We start from the raw sequence: 17,786 nt of genomic DNA, 5'->3' as shown, positions 1-17,786 counted from the left end.
CTCTAGAATGCGCACCCACTTGATGTAGTGCCGACTTAGCTCAGTTGGTAGAGCAACTGACTTGTAATCAGTAGGTCGCCAGTTCGATTCCGGCAGTCGGCACCATCAATCTGGAGGGGTACCCAAGCGGTCAACGGGAGCAGACTGTAAATCTGCCGGCTCAGCCTTCGCAGGTTCGAATCCTGCCCCCTCCACCACTTTCTTATGAGGTGGCCAGAGAATTAGGATTTGCGGGCATCGTATAATGGCTATTACCTCAGCCTTCCAAGCTGATGATGCGGGTTCGATTCCCGCTGCCCGCTCCAAATCAGTGCTGATATAGCTCAGTTGGTAGAGCGCACCCTTGGTAAGGGTGAGGTCGGCAGTTCAAATCTGCCTATCAGCACCAGTATATTTCTCCCCAGCTCATGTAAAATTTCATAAATTTTTTAATGTAACTTTGCTGGGATAATAGAAATGGCAAAAGAAAAGTTTGAACGTACGAAACCCCACGTAAACGTGGGTACAATCGGCCACGTTGACCACGGTAAAACTACCCTAACTGCAGCTATCACTACAGTTCTTTCTAAAACTTACGGCGGTAACGCTCAGGCATTCGATCAAATCGATAACGCGCCTGAAGAGAAAGCTCGTGGTATCACCATTTCTACTTCACACGTAGAATATGACACTCCTACTCGTCACTACGCACACGTAGACTGCCCAGGACACGCTGATTACGTTAAAAACATGATCACTGGTGCTGCTCAGATGGACGGTGGTATCCTAGTAGTAGCTGCGACTGATGGTCCTATGCCACAGACTCGTGAGCACATCCTACTTGGTCGTCAGGTTGGTATTCCTTACATCATCGTATTCATGAACAAGTGTGACATGGTTGACGATGAAGAGCTTCTAGAGCTAGTAGAAATGGAAGTTCGTGAACTTCTTAACGAATACGAATTCCCAGGTGATGACCTACCAGTTATCCAAGGTTCAGCTCTTAAAGCGCTTGAAGGCGACGCAGAGTGGGAAAAGAAAATCATCGAGCTTGGTGAAGCGCTTGATTCATACATCCCAGAGCCAGAGCGTGCAATCGACAAGCCGTTCATCCTTCCAATCGAAGACGTATTCTCAATCTCAGGCCGTGGTACTGTTGTAACTGGTCGTGTTGAGCAAGGTATCGTTAAAGTTGGTGAAGAAGTAGAAATCGTAGGTATCAAAGAAACTACTAAGACTACTTGTACTGGTGTTGAGATGTTCCGTAAGCTTCTTGACGAAGGCCGCGCGGGTGAGAACGTTGGTGTTCTTCTACGTGGTACTAAGCGTGACGAAGTTGAGCGTGGTCAAGTACTAGCGAAGCCTGGTTCAATCACTCCACACGTTAACTTCGAAGCAGAAGTATACGTACTATCTAAAGATGAAGGTGGCCGTCATACTCCATTCTTCAAAGGCTACCGTCCACAGTTCTACTTCCGTACAACTGACGTAACTGGTGCTGTAGAGCTTCCAGAAGGCGTAGAAATGGTAATGCCTGGTGACAACCTTAAATTCAAAGTTGAGCTAATTGCTCCGATCGCGATGGAAGAAGGTCTTCGTTTCGCAATCCGTGAAGGTGGTCGTACAGTAGGTGCTGGTGTTGTATCTAAGATCCTAGACTAATCTAGACTTAGCAACATAAGCCCAAAAAAGCGCACTTAGGTGCGCTTTTTTTATGCTTTCTGGAAAGTTATGAAATCAATATGCCGTTTCAAACACGCGGTGAACCCATCCCTGGGCGCTCTGCCACAGCATCCATGCTGTGGAAGGTTTGAAACGGCATATTGATTTCACTCCCTCAGCAGTAGGAATAAGCTTGTGGGAGAGGAGAGAACACGCCGTAAAGCCATCCATGGCGGCTTCGCAGCTGCATCCATGCAGCTGAGAGTTCTAGATTGAATAAGCGCCACCCCTTTAGCATTTAATAAGCTTGTGGGAGAGGAAGGAACACGTCGTGAACCCATCCTTACCACTCTGAGTTCTAGTCTCGCCTGATGTACCGTTAGTCTATTTGAAAGTGCTTTTTGAGCGTCTACTCTTATTATTTGATTCAACGCAAATAAATCTCATTTGATTGCAGGTAGGGTTAGCGCCCTCCATGCCCCACGTTGCCTTGGCAATAAAACGCTAATCTTTTTTAGAGGAAATGATGCACTCACTAAAGCCAGTGTTCGATGAAGATGATTTCATTTCGTTAGTAAATCAAAATGCGAACAGTATTTATGAAGACCTCACTTCGCTCAATAGTCAGATAAATGCTGACTATTTGTTTCTTGGTGTGCGCGTAAAACAAAGTGTTAAGGTACTTGTGAGCGTTAGTAACGAAGCGCCACTCAATGACTTCAGTTATAGCTTAGTGGGCTCGCCATGTGAGCATGTTTTAGAGCATGGGGCATGTGGTTTTTCAAATGCTATTCAAACGCAGTTTCCAAATGATGAGGTGCTCAAACGACTTAATGGTGAAGCTTACTTAGGCGCAGGTGTTTTTAATGAAAATAACGAAAACGTGGGTATTCTCGTTGCGCTTTATTGTTCCGAGCAGTCTGGTATCTCGCAGTGGCTTTATGGGTTTGCAACGCAAGCCAAACTTATTGGTATGCATATTCAAAAGCGTTATTTGGAGATGTGCACTAATCATCACTTAGCGCTATTGGAAGAGGTCAGTGACATTTCTAACACCGGTGCGTGGGAATACTACCCTGACGAAGAAAGGTTGTACTGGTCAGCACAAACATATCGAATTCATGGTTTGCCTATTGGCCATCCAATTTCACCGCAAAAAGCAATGTCATTTTATTCATTAGCGTCGCAAGCGGAAATTAAAAAAGCATTTTCTACACTCTTAAATGACAAAGTTGCCTACGACCAAGAGTTTCAAATTGTAGATTCACAGGGGCAGCTAAAGTGGGTAAGAACCTCTGGAAAAGCGCAATTAAATAGCGAAGGAGCGACCACACGTTACTATGGCGCCTTTGAAGATATCACTGAGTTCAAAAAAACAGTCGCCATAAGTGAAGAGCGAGCGCTGCGTATTCAGAATATTCTCAATAGTATTAACGATGCAGTTATTAGCGTTAATGCGAGCGGTATTATTTGTCACTGTAACGCTGTAGCGTCACGTATTTTTGGATATTCAATTGACGAGTTGATATCGCAGCCCATAGAACTATTAATGCCAGAACCCTACGCTTCGAATCACAAGAAGTATATGCATCACTACGAGAAAACGGGTAATGCCAGAATTATGGGAGTGGGCAGACAGCTTCCAGCTAAGCGAAAAGATGGTTCTGTTTTTCAAATGGAGCTATCACTGTCTGAAAGTGCTGATATGGGAGAGAAGCGCTATGTAGGGGTTATACGAGACATTAGCGAACGTATTGAAGCGCAAGATACAATTTACAATTTGGCTTATACCGATTCGGTTACCCATTTACGCAATAGCCAGTGGTTTCAAAAAGAATTTCAGGACTTAATATTACGCTCTGCCATGCGTAACGAGTATGTTCACGTAATGCTTCTTGATATGGATAACATGGCGCAAATTAATACTCGCTTAGGTTTCATAAATGGTAACAAAGCCTTGCAAGTGATTGCAGAGAAACTGCTGTTTATCATTGGCCACGATTATGAGCTTTACAAGTTTACCAACGACCGATTTATTGTCCTTTCCAGCAAAACGTATCGCAAAGAAGAGTTGCACCGCTTTGAACCCGCACTTATCGAAAATGCGCTGTTAAACCCCCGCCATTTTGAAGTTGATCTTGAGGACAATCAGTGGGCGCTAAGTGCGTCTTTGGGCAGTGCAATATTTGACCCCAAAGAGCAGAGTTTCGAGCGTGTTATTAATGTATTGGAACTTGCTGTTAAGCGTGCAAAAAGTTCTGCTCCTTTTGGCTTGTGTCACGTGTCGAGTGATGGCATTGAAGAGTTTGATCGCTATGTGGCGATTAAAACCGCGTTGAAGGGCGCTATTGAGAATGATGAGTTAAGCTTAGCGCTACAACCACAAGTAGACCAAAATGGAGCGCTGACATCGTTTGAAGCGCTTGTACGTTGGCATTCTCCTGATCTGGGCATTGTGAGTCCTGCAGACTTCATTCCTATTGCAGAGGAAAGTCATGCTATTTGTGAAATAGGGCAGGTAGTGTTAGATAAATCCCTTGAAGCATTAAGGAGTTTTATAAGCCGGGGCATGGATGCGAGTATTGCCATTAACATTAGTGCACGACAAATTGTATTACCAGACTTTACCTCTTCATTACTGTCAAAAATCACTCAATACGCTATTGCTCCGCAGTTGCTCATGCTAGAACTTACAGAAACAGCGTTAGTAGCAGATATACAGTTGGTAAAACAAACCATGCTCGAACTAGCGCGTTACGGTTTTCGTTTTTCGGTTGACGATTTCGGAACAGGCTATTCAAGCCTTGCCTACTTGAAAGAACTGCCAATTAGTGAACTTAAGATTGATAAGTTTTTTGTGGATGATATATGCGAAAAAAACAGTGGCAAGGCATCGCAAATCGTCGATGCTATCATTGAAATGTCTAAAGCACTCAAGGTGACATGCATTGCTGAAGGGGTCGAAACGCAGGCACAACTCGACTATTTAATTGCGAAAGGTTGCGACCGTTTTCAAGGGTACTATTTCTCAAAACCGTTGCCGGTTGAATATTGGCAAAATATAACCTCCCCTACATTACCGATAGGGACTAGTTAACGTTTGATTGTGATATTGTAACAAAAGTGAGGTATGCTAGCGCTATAGCAAAAGTTAATTGTGGAATAGTGGCATGATTACACGTCGTCAGTTTATTGTTGGTTCTATTGCTTTTTCAGGCCTTGCGGCCAGTGCATTTGGAAAAAACACTTCTTTTACCAACATGCGAACCGCGAATATATATGGCGCATTAGTGCCAGATAGTAATGGTTTATTGGACTTGCCAGAGGGATTCAGCTACACGGTTATTTCTGAATTTGGTCAAGTTATGTCTGATGGTTTGCATGTACCAGATAGAGCTGATGGAATGGGGTGCCTTCCCATCGACAATGCCAAAAATAAGGTCGCCCTTATTCGCAATCACGAGCTACACCCAAAGCATATTGAACTTCAACCCCCTTCCATTCAATCACATGTCAACGAGTTGGCTTACGATACCTACCCCAATGGCATAGCTTTGCCTGGGGGGACCACTACGCTTATTTATAATACCGAAACAAAAAAGGTCGAGCGTGAGTTTGTTAGTCTGGCGGGAACCGTTCGCAATTGTTCAGGTGGTGTTACTCCTTGGGGAACGTGGTTGACTTGCGAAGAAACGGCAGACACACCCAATGGTACTGTGAGTAAAAATCACGGTTTCGTATTTGAAGTGCCTGCGAGTGCCTCGAAAACAGTTAAAGCAAAGCCCCTAAAAGCCCTTGGACGGTTTGTTCACGAAGCAGCGTGTGTAGACCCCACAACCGGATACGTGTATTTGACGGAAGATAGGGGAGATAGTCTACTTTATCGCTTTGTACCCAATGAATACGGAAAGCTTGAAGCCGGAGGTAGCTTACAAGCACTTGTTGTTAAAGGTCGCCCCCAATTTGATACACGTAATTGGCAACAGTCAGCGATGGGCGTTTCACAGTGGCTAGATGTGGAATGGGTGACGTTAGAGAACCCAGAAAGTCCGGAAGATGACTTACGCAAACAAGGTTATGAAAAAGGAGCAGCCTTGTTCGCGCGTGGTGAAGGAATTCATTGGGGAGACGGCGAGATGTACTTTTGTTGTACCAATGGTGGGGTTAAGCAACTAGGACAGGTTATGCGCTTAGTTCCCGTAACTGATGGACCTGACAAGCTACAGCTCTTTTTAGAAAGTGAAGATAAAAACCTTTATAACTTTGGAGACAATCTTACGGTTTGTCCAAACGGCCACTTATTGGTGTGCGAGGACCAGTATACCGATATAGTTGATAACCACTTACGTGGTATTACACCAAATGGTGAGGTATACAATTTTGCCAAACTACATGCGCAAACTGAATTAGCTGGCGCATGTTTTTCTCCAGATGGGAATACGTTATTTGTAAATGTGTATTCTCCCACAAAGACGCTGGCTATATCAGGCCCGTGGTTTAAAGGATAATCGCATTCATCGATTGTTTTGATTTAATTGTTTCGCTTTAATTAATTTGGGCGATTAATGATAATCCTTGTAACTTAACAAGGAGAGCAACAATGAGTGCATTATTAAAAAGATTATCAAGTAAAAGCCGCAATGTGGCGACTGTTCAAAGCGACACCAGAACGCAGTGTAATTACGCAAATAACTACTACGGCGACCAAGTTTGTGTAGCAGTAAAACCGGTAAAACCGCGTATTAACTTTCACGTAGGTATTCAAATATAAGTGAGCAGAATGGCTGCTCACGACCCCTCTATCGTTTGCTTTTTTGAAGTATATTGCCTTTCACACGACGTGATCGTCGTTAATTAGTCTACGCCTTCATCGTTAACTTTCATTCAAAGTTGCGACGAAGGTTTAATAAAAAATGTCATGTTTCCCACTTATAGTAAACGTAGTGCTTTTCATTACTTTGACTCGTATTTTTCAGCCACGCGATGTCAATGTACTTACCTGATTTCTCCTTAGAGGAGCGCGTTTATGAAATTCGATTCAATTAAGTCTCGCTTAGTGTTAATGACTCTCATCTGTGTAATGGGGATGAGCATGTTAGTAGTGAGTCAGCATTATTTTACTCAACGACTCATTGGCCTAAATCAACAGCGTGATGTCTTGCTTAGGATGGGACAAGATTTGCTGCAAATGCGCCGACATGAAAAAGATTTCTTGCTGCGGCACGACAGGCGTTATTTTGAGAAATTTACCGAGCGCTCGACGCTGTTTAGCACTCGCTTGGATACCTTGGTCCCCACATTCAATGAATACAAGCTTCCCATCACCGATGTTGAAAGCTTGTCGGTTTCTATAGATGCTTACAGCCGCACTTTTCAGCAAGTTGTGTCCTTACAAGAGCGTATTGGGTTAAGCAACGAACAGGGACTTCGCAAGCGGATTATCGATATTGAAGAAACACTCACATCAAATATTAGCAACCCATATTCTATAAGTCTGTTTACTGACTTGAAGCTTGCAGTGCGTAACTTTCAACTGACTCATGAAGGGCAGTATGCAAAGCAGTTAGATGTGTTAAGTCGCCAATTGCTCAGTGTAAATAGTGAGGGCGGTGAGCTTCTAATAGCACTTAGCCAATATCAAACTGTGCTGAAAGAACTTGTAGCAACTTATACCGCATTTGGCCTTACCCACAACGAGGGTTTACGTGGAGAGTTTAGGCAAAGCGCTCATAATGTGGAATCTCAACTAAAAATGATCGATGGCGCTCTGCAACCCATAATTGAACAACAAGAAGCACAAGTGCGTATCTACAGTTTGGGTATTGCAGCGCTAACATCCATCGTATTAATTCTGGTTTTAATCAAGAGTTTTGCGACATTCCATCGCGCTTTTGCTAACTTTGTGATGTTCTTTTGCCGCTCTAAACGGCAGTACCAAAAAATAGATACGCGTCAGCTTGGCTTTGCTGAATTTAAATCATTGGCTGAGTTAGCCAATGAGATGGTGGAATCACGCCAGGATATTGAGGCTAGGCTTGCAAGTGCTGAGGCTGAATTGGCCAGTAAGAAGGCGTCATAGCAAAGCGAAAGTATTGAGACTATACGAATAATTTCGCATGTTTAATTTGAAGGTAGTACAACATGAAATTCAATCGCTTAGGAACTAGCGACTTATCAGTGTCTGAGGTGTGTTTAGGCACGATGACATGGGGAATTCAAAATACGCAAAGCGATGCTGATCAGCAAATTGCTTGCGCGCTAGACAATGGCGTGAATTTTATCGATACAGCGGAAATGTACCCTGTACCACCCAATAAAGAGACATACGGTGATACAGAGCGAATTTTAGGAAATTGGCTCTCAAGAAACCATGCGAAACGTTCAGACATGGTATTGATGACAAAGGTAGCAGGGAGTGGTCTTCGTTATATACGAGAAGGTGGGCCAATTACAGCCGATGCTGTAACACGCGCATTAGACGATTCACTAGCTCGACTTCAAACTGACTATATTGATGTTTATCAACTGCATTGGCCAAATCGCGTTACACCGCATTTCGGTAAGCACTGGCCAGATAATACCGACCCCACAAAAACAGATCGCAACCGCGAGGTTGAGGGAATGCGAGATATTCTTAAGGGCATTCAGCAGGCTTTGGAAGCAGGTAAGATAAAACATTGGGGCTTGTCTGACGATACGCCTTGGGGAATTCATACATTTCTTAAATTATGTTGCGAGATGGACATTGAGAAGCCTGTCTCTATACAAAACGAATTTAGCTTATTGCACGCTAAAGACTGGCCATATCTTATAGAGATGTGCGCACTTGAAGATATTGCTTACTTGCCGTGGTCGCCTTTGGCAACGGGAATGTTAAGTGGAAAATATCAAAATGGCGCAAGACCAGAAGGTTCTCGCTGGACACTTGCGCAGCGCATGGGGTTATTTAGAGACAAAGCACCCGCGCAGGCGGCAACTGACAAGTATGTGGCGATTGCCAAGAGTATTGACATTACACCGTCACAGTTGGCCTTAGCATGGTGTCAGCAAGTACCTGGCGTAACGTCGACTATTATTGGCGCAACGTCAATTGAACAATTGAAAGAAAATATAGCGGCGTTCTCGTTGCAGCTGCCTCAAAAAACGCTAGAAGAGGTGCACGATGTATTGCGAGCGTACCCTCTAGGGTTTTGATACGCGATTAAAAGTCGATTTCTTAACCTTCAAAATGGCGAGCTCAGGCTCGTCATTTTTGTGTAATATGCACGTCATACTATGAGTCTTTCTGTATGCATACGAAAGACTATGTCCACAATAGATCCCCAATTGGCCGACCAGGCCGCATTAGATAATAACCACAATTGGCAGCGCTGGCTTGTACTTGCCTTACTTGTTTACCTGATGCTTATTGCGGTGAGCATGATAGGTAGCGGTTTTAAATATGCCACGGGCGATCACGCAAGAGAACTCTTTAACTTTGCATCGAACCCCATAATGGGGTTGATTATAGGCATGGTGTCAACCGCACTGATTCAGTCTTCTAGTACGGTTACATCCATTATTGTTGGGATGGTTGCTGGTGGACTTCCTATCACTATTGCGGTGCCCATGATGATGGGAGCGAACATTGGTACAAGTATCACGAACACGCTGGTAAGCCTTGGACACGTAGCGCGAAAAGAGGAGTTCCAACGCGCTTTTAATGCCGCGACCATCCACGATTTCTTTAATGTGTTATCAGTACTTATTTTCTTACCGCTTGAAATGGCATTTGGTATTTTAGAATACTTAAGTGGTCAACTGGTGGCATTGCTGCACACGGGGGAGGCATTGGGGCTTAATGGGGTAAACCCTATTAAAGCGGCAACGCAGCCGGTGACTGATTTTGCAACGCAATCGCTACAGTTTCTTCCCTCCATCTATCCTGGCGTGGCCAAAATTATAATTGGTATTGCTTTAATTATGCTCTCCATTACCTATATGGGGAAAATCATGAAGGCATTAATGGTAGGTAAAGCGAAAGAATTACTGCATAGAAGTATTGGGAAAGGCCCGTTGTCAGGCATTGCATCAGGTGCAGTGATGACCGTGTTGGTGCAGTCATCTTCAACCACCACATCATTGATGGTGCCCTTAGTTGGGAGTGATATTTTAAAAGCACGAGACATCTATCCGTTTACGCTAGGTGCTAATATTGGTACTTGTATTACAGCGCTTATAGCAGCACTTGGCGTAGTAGGTGTAAATAGCGGGTTTGCACTTCAAATTGCGTTGGTCCATCTCATCTATAATGTACTCGGAGTGGTCATTATTTATGGCATTCCAGTGCTGCGAAATATTCCACTTACGTTATCGTATCAATTGTCTGTTATCGCGTCAGAAAGAAAACTCTATGGCGCAGCGTACATTGGTGGTTTATTTTTTGTGATGCCTTTGGGCATTATATTTACCACTATGTAAAAACAAAAAAAACGGCGCATGTGCGCCGTTTTTTATTCCATACGTTTTTAGAAAGCGTACTTTGCTGATACTTGAATTCGGTTCATGTCACCCTCTAAACCAGACTCTACTTCTCTGTGAGCAAAGGCGTATTCAGCACCTACAGTAAGGGCTTTGGTTGGTGAATATAGGTAATTAACACGTGTGCTGTAAGTGCTTTCAGTAACACCAAGACCCGTTAGTGCTACATCATTGTCGGCCTCAAATGCTGAAAACATTATGCTACTGCGTGCTTTTTCACTCCACACATGACGATATGCAATGCCATAACCGGTTGTATCAATGGTTTCTAAGTCACCATTTTCAGTACGCACTGCACCGTTTGCGGCGTTTAGCGCTGAGTAACGACCCAAACCTGAACCGGTGTGGAATGTGAAACGAATGTCATCACCATTTGAAAGCTTGTACTTACCCGTTACAGATACGCCGTAACTGGTTTCATCGGCATCGATATCGCCTGCGTTGTCATAAGAGAGTTGGCGAAGTAGGCCAGCTACTTTCCAATAACCCCAATCGTGTTTAGAGGTGTAGGCCGCAACAAAGTCTGGAAAGCTATTGTCATCACTTACAATGCGTCCACCGCCACCAAATGGTGTGATAGTCGATTCAGGGTTTTCCAGTGCAAGCTGTAAGCCGCCGTTAGTGTATCGAACCATGACCTGACGACCAAAGGTAATACCGTCAGTTGTACCAATGAAATCAAGCGATTCGGGCAGTGCACCTACATCCATGAAAGTGGTCCAAGTTTGACCTACCAACCAGTTTTTATAGCTAATATAAGCATGGCGTACACGAGGGAGGTAAGAGTTACTAATACGTTCATTACCACCATCGGTCACCACGAAGTCGAGTTCGAATACACCATTAATTGTGTCACCTTCAGCTGTAGGCGTTGAAGTAGCAAAGCGAAAGCGTGAAGTTCTAATGTGCGCATCAAATTGCGCGTCTTCGTCAACGCCACCGACCGGAGTCAGTGAAGGGATGTAAAAGTCTCGTCCAACGCTGCCTGAGGCTATTGTGCCGTCTGAGTAATCACTCAGCATCGCGTCTACTTTTACGTAACCTGTGAATTTCACACTTGTGTCGCCGATCGTGGCTGCATGCACTGCGCCGCTTGATGCTGCTAAGCAAAGCGCTACTGCTGTTGCTGTGGTTTTTATTTTAGCTTTCATCGTGTATTCCAAAAAAGTGGTTAATTAAATGTAAATTCAACGTTAACATTGCTAATTGTGTACGTATTATCTCAAAATTAAATAAGCCCTTGGTCGCATAAGACTATAGTCGTACAAGGAAAGGTCGTTCTATCCATAAATAAAAGTACTTTTCGCATTTATAAGTCTGTTAAGACCAAAGTCTCATTTTGCTTTATGGGTGAATGGCTAGAGTGTTTCACCATACAACAAGATTTTTACATATTTGATTGTGGAGGCAATTTTTATGACCACCAGCAAAACCTATGCTGTACCTGACAACATTCTTCAGTCTACCCACCTGACGGCCTCTCAATACGATGCAATGTATAAGCAGTCGGTAGAGCAACCAGAAGCTTTTTGGGCTGAGCATGCTGGCGCACTGGAGTGGTATTCAGCGCCAACTAAAGTCAAAAATACAGTATTTGGTGAAAGCGATGTATCAATAAAGTGGTTTGAAGATGGTGAATTAAATGCCAGCTATAACTGCATTGATAGACACCTCGCTGACAACGCCACCAAAGTGGCATTTCACTGGGAAGGCGATTCACCAGAAGATAGTCAAGATATTACCTATCAGCAAGTTCACTATGAGGTGTGCAAACTTGCGAATGCGTTAAAGGCGATGGGTGTTGAAAAAGGCGATCGCATTGCCATTTACATGCCCATGGTGCCAGAGGCAGCTTATGCCATGTTGGCTTGCGCAAGAATAGGTGCTGTACATTCAGTGATTTTTGGCGGATTTTCGCCAAATGCTATTGCCGACCGCATAAATGATAGCGCGGCTAAAGTGGTGATTACGGCTGATGAAGGACGACGTGCCGGTCGTACAATCCCATTAAAAGCTAACGTCGATAAAGCACTTGCTGGTGACGCTTGTCCTTCTATTAACCACGTTCTCGTGCACAAGCTGACAGGTTCAGAAGTAGAGTGGAACAGTGAACACGACGTTTGGTGGCATGATGCTGTAGAAGGTTGTTCGGCGCAGTGTGAGCCAGAGGTAATGAATGCAGAGGACCCGCTGTTTATTTTGTACACATCGGGCTCAACAGGCACGCCTAAAGGCGTTGTTCACACCACCGGAGGGTACCTTTTATATTCAGCAATGACATTTAAATATGCGTTTGATTACAAGCAAGACGACGTATATTGGTGTACGGCCGACGTTGGCTGGATCACAGGCCATAGCTACATGGTGTATGGCCCTATGGTAAACGCGGCGTCGCAGGTATTTTTTGAAGGGGTGCCTACTTACCCTGATGTTAAGCGTATTGCACAAGTGGTTGAGAAGTATAAAGTAAATAGCCTATATACTGCACCCACAGCCATTCGCGCACTTATGGCCCATGGTGATGTACCTGCCGAGGGATGCGATCTCTCATCATTGCGTCTTTTGGGTACAGTCGGTGAGCCTATTAACCCTGAAGCATGGGAATGGTATCACCGCGTTATTGGTAAAGGTCGCTGTCCTATCATCGATACATGGTGGCAAACTGAAACTGGCGGTCACATGATCTTACCATTACCTGGCGCCACAGAATTGAAACCAGGCTCAGCAACGCGTCCTTTCTTCGGTATTCAGCCAGCATTATTCGATGCTGATGGCAATGAACTAGAGGGAGTGGCAGAAGGTAATTTGGTGATTAAAGATAGCTGGCCAAGCCAAGCTAGAACGGTTTATGGTGATCATCAACGCTTTATCAATACTTACTTCAGTGCATATAAAGGCGTGTATTTCACGGGTGACGGGGCCCGTCGTGATGAAGATGGCTTCTATTGGATTACGGGGCGCGTTGATGACGTATTAAACGTATCAGGTCACCGCCTAGGTACGGCAGAGATTGAAAGTGCGCTGGTGGCTCATCCGAAGGTTGCCGAAGCGGCAGTTGTGGGTTTCCCTCATGACATCAAAGGGCAAGGTATTTACGTATACGTAACGCCGAACGAAGGGGTAGAGGCCGATGAGGCACTCACTAAAGAGCTTAAAGCGTGGGTGCGCCAAGAGCTTAGTCCTATAGCAACTCCGGACATGATCCAATGGTCACGAGGGTTACCGAAAACGCGTTCAGGTAAAATTATGCGCCGTATTCTTCGTAAAATTGCCGCTAACGAGCACGAGCAGTTGGGAGATACTTCTACGTTGGCGGATCCATCGGTTGTTGATACACTGATAGAGGAGAGACTTAACAAGTAATCAAGGACATAGACGATGATAACGCTTTTGATCGCAGACGATCACCCGCTGTATCGCGATGCACTGAGAGGGGCATTGTCGTTGTCATTGCCCGCCTTAACATTGAAAGAGGCTGGCGACTTGAATACTACGGTCGATATTCTCAATAATGACGATATCGACCTGTTACTTCTCGACTTGCATATGCCGGGCAGTAACGATCTGTTCGGCTTACTCCACATTCGTAAGCTTTTCCCCGATCTACCCGTAGCAGTGGTTTCTGGTACAGAGGACACCGCGCTTATTTCAAAGATAATCAGTGTAGGTGCACTGGGGTTTATTCCTAAAACTGCCAGCGCCCACGACATTGCGAATGCGGTAGAGGCAATCCTCGATGGTGACGTTTGGTTACCTGACAACATAAGTGAAAATGTTGATGAAGTGGACGAGGCATTCTCTGAATTAGCAGACAAAGTTGCTTCGCTTACTCCTTCTCAGTACAAGGTACTTTGTTACATGCGAGATGGCCTATTAAACAAGCAAATTGGGTACAACTTGGATATTGCAGAGGCTACTGTTAAGGCCCACGTAACGGCAATATTTAAAAAGCTTGGTATCAACAACCGAACTCAAGCTGTACTTATCGCATCGCAATTAGAGCTAGAACCACCCTCGCAATAGCTATGTAAAGCTTGCGTTTAAAAGAGTGTAGGTACTCACTCTATTTGGTTTTGCGGAGGCAGGCTTTGGTGAGCGGTTTCCAATGATTGTGAAAATTCGGGTAAGAAGCGTTCGAGTGCTAGTCGGCTCTGCTCGCTTAATAATGGGTTTTCTATTTCGATAACTGTTCGTCCTTCAAGTAGCGACACGCTTTGTTGGTAACCTGGCTGTTGCGTCAACAGTGTTTGAAATCGGCCGGTTTCAAATAAAATGAGTAAGCCTTGTGCAATTCGTCCCGCTAGCTGGTGGTTATCGCTGCCCACAAAGAAAAAGATAGGGCTGGGGTAGGACACAACAAGGCTATCTTCGATTACCAGTCCGCGACTCAAACTCTCATCACTGAGCTCTTCTTGAATCTCCATTGCACTGCGCGGAAACATATCCGCGAACCCCTCAGAAACAATTTTGAATGACGCGCGATAAGTGGTCTCTAAGACAGGTATATTGTTGGCCTTAAATATTTTTGTATCAGGCCAATCGTACCCTAAAACAGCGCGGTATGATTGAAGTGCTTCAAGGCTTTTCACTTGGCTGAAGCGGGTATCGCCTTCGCGCACAAGCAATATGCGTTTACCAAATAGCCCAGCCATAATCGGAATGCGAACTGGAAGAAAATGTTGCTCACGTTCAATAGAGGTGACGCTCCATGTTACGTCGAGCATGCTGTGTTCTAAACTTCGTAGCTGTCTTTCTTGTGCCGTTTCCTGAGTGCTGACAACCAATTCAAACGTACCGTAACTGTCTTCGGTGACTTCTAGCGCTTCGGTGAGTAGTTGCTTTGCATACGCATATACTGCATCGCGACCGGGATGAACATTTGGCAACCTTAATACGCTGTGTGGCAGCTCATTGTTAACCACACTCGGTTGATTCTGTGCGACTGCACTGGTCAATGGCAAAAGTACTGCTCCTAGAAGCAGCACCGGGGTGAGTTTGAGAGTCATCTCAATGTCCATATTTCATTTTCTGACTCTTAAGTACCCCTACAACTCCTTGGAGTACTTAAGCTGAGTAGTTAATCTTTACCGGTCAGTAAGAAATCAAATTCAGGGTCGACTATAAATTGACCGCTCATCGCTTCACGACCTAATAGCATTAAGTAAGTCATTTCAGAGCGATCGGTCAGCGTTAACTGAATATCCCACTGGTTTCCGTCCATAATTATAGGCGTAATTATGACATAACGCTTTTCTAGCGTTGCCGTTGAGCTTTTTACGCGTTTTTGCCCTTCAACACGCGCTTCGCGACGCACCACACGATCTACATTGTGGATATCCGGATGAATGTCGAATTTGATCCAAAGTTCATCATCTTTTTCAAACTCTTCAATATTGTCCACGTGCAGCGATGAAGTGGCTGCACCGGTATCAACACGCACGTTTAGGTCTGTTATTGCAAGCTTTGGTAAATCACAAAGCTCAACTGCGCCTACAATTTTTTTGTCTTTCATGGGTTTTTCTACCAATGCTATTCAATAGTGCCTTGTTGGGGCGGCAATAAATTGTCTTGTAATAATTCTACGTGCTCAGCCACTGTATCAGGCTCTGAGAAGTAGGCAATGTGATAAACCGCTTCACCTTCTTGAGTAAGCGGAATGTTTTGTTTACCAATAACCACACCTTCTGCCGGACTTTCCAACGTACCTAAATAGTTACCGAACGGGTCTGCGATAATGGCTAGCTTATCGCCTTTTGCAACGTGGTCACCAAGCTGCGCTAAGTGGGTTACGAAGCCACTTTCAGGAGCTCGCACCCAGCCACTTTGTCGCGCAATAAAGCGTTCAATGCTATGCCCTTTACTACGACTCTTGTTCAGCATGCCTAAGTGACGCATGGTGTTAATAATTCCCTTTACGCCTGCGCGAATAGAAAACTCGTCATAGCGCAACGCTTGACCTGCTTCATACAACAGCATTTTTACACCGCTCTCGCTAGCGGCTTCGCGCAAAGAACCGTCTCGTAATTCGGCATTCAATAGCACGGGTACGCCAAAAGCCTTGGCCATTTCAAGTACATCTTCGTCATCAAGATCTGCTCGTATCTGGGGAAGGTTACTTCTATGAATTGCACCTGTGTGTAAATCTATGCCGACATCACACTTGCTCACAATTTCTTTGAAAAACAGGTTAGCTAATCGACCCGCTAGCGACCCTTTTTTACTACCTGGAAAGCTGCGATTAAGATCGCGCCTGTCGGGCAGATAGCGAGATTGATTCAATACGCCGTAAACATTTACCATTGGCACGGCTATTAACGTGCCACGAATGCGTGAAATCGCCTTGGAGCGAATTAGTCTACCTACAATTTCAATACCATTGAGTTCATCACCATGAATAGCGGCACTGACAAACATGGTTGGACCTGGGCGCTTTCCCCGTTTTACATAAACGGGGATGCTCATACTGGTAGCCGTATACAAGGGCGGCATTTCCAGTTCAATTTTCTTAGTTTCACCTGGTGCTACGTCTACATCACCAATTGTGAGCATGTCTTTTACTGCATTTCTTGCCACTAACGTTTTCCTATTTCTAACGTTGCGCTACTGCGATGTTAGCCTTTACCACGCGTTTTTGTTTTATGGGGCTCTGCACTTTTTTCAATAAATTCGATGATCATGGCGGCCACATCTTTATTGGTTGCTTTTTCAATACCTTCTAAGCCTGGTGATGAGTTAACTTCCATAACTACCGGGCCGTTATTAGAGCGAAGAATATCGACACCACAACAATTTAATCCCATTGTTTTCGCCGCATCTACGGCTGTTTTGCGTTCCGCTGGGCTTAAACGTACCAAGCTTGCTTGGCCGCCGCGGTGTAAATTAGAGCGAAACTCGCCGGGAGCCGCTTGTCGCTTCATGGCTGCGACCACTTTTCCGCCCACAACGAAACAACGAATATCAGCGCCGCCAGCTTCTTTAATGAATTCTTGTACCAAGATACTGGCATTTAAACCCATAAAGGCTTCAATAATCGACTCAGCTGCTTTTTGTGTATCAGCAAGTACAACGCCGATACCCTGGGTGCCCTCTAGTAACTTAATGACAACCGGAGCTCCGCCAACGGTTTTAATTACGTCGTCAATTTTATCGGGATGGTGTGCAAAGCCAGTACGAGGCATGCCAATACCTTTTCGCGATAAGAGCTGTAAAGAGCGTAATTTGTCGCGTGAACGGCTTATAGCAACCGACTCGTTAAGGCTATACGTCCCCATCATTTCGAATTGACGTACTACCGATGTACCATAAAAGCTTACTGATGCACCTATACGTGGAATAACGGCATCATAATACGGAAGCTTTTTACCATGGTAGCGCACAGACGGCCGCGCACTCGTTATGTCCATGTAGCAGTGCATTGTGTCGATAACGTCCACCTGATGTCCGCGTGCTTGTCCCGCCTCCACTAAGCGTGAAGTGGAGTAAAGACGTGGATTTCTTGAAAGTATTGCGATACGCATTATAAAAAGCCTGTAATTTGTGTTTGATAATTAGAATCTTTTCTTACTTACCCATACCACGTTAGAACGTGAATATAAATTAGACAAGTATTTTTGCGCGCATACTAA

14 protein-coding genes and 4 tRNA genes are annotated in these 17,786 nt (G+C 44.7%); 13 read left to right on the top strand and 5 right to left on the bottom strand.

Annotated elements, in window-relative coordinates; genetic code table 11:
- Positions 1-29 precede the first annotated feature (29 nt).
- The 11 genes from OZ660_RS16840 to OZ660_RS16790 all read left to right on the top strand — a co-directional run bounded on the left by OZ660_RS16840 (position 30) and on the right by OZ660_RS16790 (position 10,101).
- Positions 30-105: transfer RNA gene (locus tag OZ660_RS16840), tRNA-Thr, on the top strand.
- A 7-nt stretch (positions 106-112) separates the two neighbouring features.
- A tRNA-Tyr gene (locus OZ660_RS16835) sits at positions 113-197 on the top strand.
- A gap of 33 nt (positions 198-230) precedes the next feature.
- Positions 231-305 (top strand) — tRNA-Gly (locus OZ660_RS16830).
- 7 nt (positions 306-312) lie between these two features.
- Positions 313-388, top strand: a tRNA-Thr gene (locus OZ660_RS16825).
- A 68-nt stretch (positions 389-456) separates the two neighbouring features.
- Positions 457-1,641, top strand: a complete 1,185-nt coding sequence (tuf, locus tag OZ660_RS16820) for an elongation factor Tu (protein WP_071816175.1) — start codon at positions 457-459, stop codon at positions 1,639-1,641.
- Positions 1,642-2,164: 523 nt separating this feature from the next.
- A complete protein-coding gene (locus OZ660_RS16815) occupies positions 2,165-4,738 on the top strand; it encodes a bifunctional diguanylate cyclase/phosphodiesterase (protein WP_274741718.1) in 2,574 nt (857 codons plus the stop codon).
- Positions 4,739-4,811: 73 nt separating this feature from the next.
- Positions 4,812-6,149 (top strand): alkaline phosphatase PhoX, encoded by a 1,338-nt coding sequence (locus tag OZ660_RS16810; RefSeq protein ID WP_274741717.1) that lies wholly within the window; start codon positions 4,812-4,814, stop codon positions 6,147-6,149.
- A 92-nt stretch (positions 6,150-6,241) separates the two neighbouring features.
- Positions 6,242-6,412 carry a hypothetical protein gene (locus tag OZ660_RS16805; RefSeq protein WP_274741716.1) on the top strand — a complete coding sequence of 57 codons (171 nt, stop codon included), beginning with the start codon at positions 6,242-6,244 and terminating at the stop codon, positions 6,410-6,412.
- Positions 6,413-6,667: 255 nt separating this feature from the next.
- On the top strand, positions 6,668-7,720 hold the full coding sequence (locus OZ660_RS16800; RefSeq protein ID WP_274741715.1) for a chemotaxis protein: 1,053 nt from the start codon (positions 6,668-6,670) through the stop codon (positions 7,718-7,720).
- 62 nt (positions 7,721-7,782) lie between these two features.
- Positions 7,783-8,835 carry an aldo/keto reductase gene (locus tag OZ660_RS16795; RefSeq protein ID WP_274741714.1) on the top strand — a complete coding sequence of 351 codons (1,053 nt, stop codon included), beginning with the start codon at positions 7,783-7,785 and terminating at the stop codon, positions 8,833-8,835.
- Positions 8,836-8,946: 111 nt separating this feature from the next.
- Positions 8,947-10,101, top strand: a complete 1,155-nt coding sequence (locus OZ660_RS16790) for a Na/Pi symporter (protein WP_202262558.1) — start codon at positions 8,947-8,949, stop codon at positions 10,099-10,101.
- Positions 10,102-10,148: 47 nt separating this feature from the next.
- On the opposite strand, the gene OZ660_RS16785 is transcribed toward OZ660_RS16790, so the two are convergent.
- On the bottom strand, positions 10,149-11,312 hold the full coding sequence (locus tag OZ660_RS16785; protein ID WP_274741713.1) for a DcaP family trimeric outer membrane transporter: 1,164 nt from the start codon (positions 11,310-11,312) through the stop codon (positions 10,149-10,151).
- A 265-nt stretch (positions 11,313-11,577) separates the two neighbouring features.
- On the opposite strand from OZ660_RS16785, the gene acs reads away from it, so the two are divergent.
- Positions 11,578-13,524, top strand: a complete 1,947-nt coding sequence (gene acs, locus OZ660_RS16780) for an acetate--CoA ligase (protein WP_274741712.1) — start codon at positions 11,578-11,580, stop codon at positions 13,522-13,524.
- A gap of 15 nt (positions 13,525-13,539) precedes the next feature.
- The gene (locus OZ660_RS16775; RefSeq protein ID WP_202262555.1) at positions 13,540-14,184 is read left to right on the top strand and encodes a response regulator transcription factor; all 645 of its coding nucleotides are present in this window, start codon (positions 13,540-13,542) and stop codon (positions 14,182-14,184) included.
- A 35-nt stretch (positions 14,185-14,219) separates the two neighbouring features.
- On the opposite strand, the gene OZ660_RS16770 is transcribed toward OZ660_RS16775, so the two are convergent.
- From OZ660_RS16770 to rimK, 4 genes are all read right to left on the bottom strand, one after another.
- On the bottom strand, positions 14,220-15,167 hold the full coding sequence (locus tag OZ660_RS16770) for an amino acid ABC transporter substrate-binding protein (protein WP_274741711.1): 948 nt from the start codon (positions 15,165-15,167) through the stop codon (positions 14,220-14,222).
- A 71-nt stretch (positions 15,168-15,238) separates the two neighbouring features.
- A complete protein-coding gene (locus OZ660_RS16765) occupies positions 15,239-15,673 on the bottom strand; it encodes an ATP-dependent zinc protease family protein (protein WP_159627707.1) in 435 nt (144 codons plus the stop codon).
- Between the two features lie 17 nt (positions 15,674-15,690).
- Positions 15,691-16,710 (bottom strand): succinylglutamate desuccinylase/aspartoacylase family protein, encoded by a 1,020-nt coding sequence (locus OZ660_RS16760; RefSeq protein ID WP_159627744.1) that lies wholly within the window; start codon positions 16,708-16,710, stop codon positions 15,691-15,693.
- A 62-nt stretch (positions 16,711-16,772) separates the two neighbouring features.
- Positions 16,773-17,678 (bottom strand): 30S ribosomal protein S6--L-glutamate ligase, encoded by a 906-nt coding sequence (gene rimK, locus OZ660_RS16755; RefSeq protein ID WP_202262553.1) that lies wholly within the window; start codon positions 17,676-17,678, stop codon positions 16,773-16,775.
- Between the last annotated feature and the right edge of the window lie 108 nt (positions 17,679-17,786).

Source organism: Alteromonas sp. 009811495, from assembly GCF_028865455.1.
Lineage (GTDB): Bacteria > Pseudomonadota > Gammaproteobacteria > Enterobacterales > Alteromonadaceae > Alteromonas.
The sequence above is the reverse complement of the archived record's forward strand: the minus strand, read 5'-3'. Positions and strand labels throughout refer to the sequence as shown.